The sequence below is a fragment of the Streptomyces sp. AB3(2024) genome, from assembly GCF_041862025.1.
In the GTDB taxonomy this organism is placed as follows: domain Bacteria; phylum Actinomycetota; class Actinomycetes; order Streptomycetales; family Streptomycetaceae; genus Streptomyces.
On the sequence record NZ_JBGWAB010000340.1, the window covers coordinates 1 to 507 of the forward strand.

The 507-nt window shown below is 66.5% G+C and carries 1 protein-coding gene; it reads left to right on the forward strand.

The genetic code is table 11. The features are described from left to right. Positions 1-155: 155 nt before the first annotated feature. The coding region (locus tag ACEPPI_RS40665; RefSeq protein ID WP_373920263.1) for a transposase at positions 156-507 on the forward strand (352 nt) is incomplete at its 3' end.

Consider the following 507-nt stretch of genomic DNA (forward strand, 5'->3'; position numbering starts at 1 on the left):
CGAAGTTGAGGTCTCCGGGGCATCCGAAATTTCAGCGTCATATCGAAGCGGCGTTCTGGGACGAAATCGCCAGGGGACTGCTCCCGGAGGAAGCGGCCGGGGTTGTCGGCGTGGCGCCGGCGGTGGCCACTCGCTGGTTTCGGCAGTGTGGCGGCATGCGACCGTTCGATCCGAAGCCGCATTCGGGCAGGTATCTGTCGTTCTCTGAGCGGGAGGAGATCGCGCTCCTCAACGCCCGAGGCAAGGGCATCCGTGAAATCGCCCGGCAAGTCCGCCGTGATCCGGCGACGATTTCCCGTGAGTTGCGGCGCAACGCGGCCACCAGAAGCGGGAAGCTCGACTACCGGGCATCGGTCGCGCAATGGAAATCGGACATGGCCGCACGCCGCCCGAAGACATCGAAGCTGGCCGCCGATCCGCGGCTCCATGCGTACGTCCAGGAGCGACTGTCCGGAGGGATCTGTACGCCTGGCGGCACGGCGATCGCAGGACCGGCGACAGGCGCGT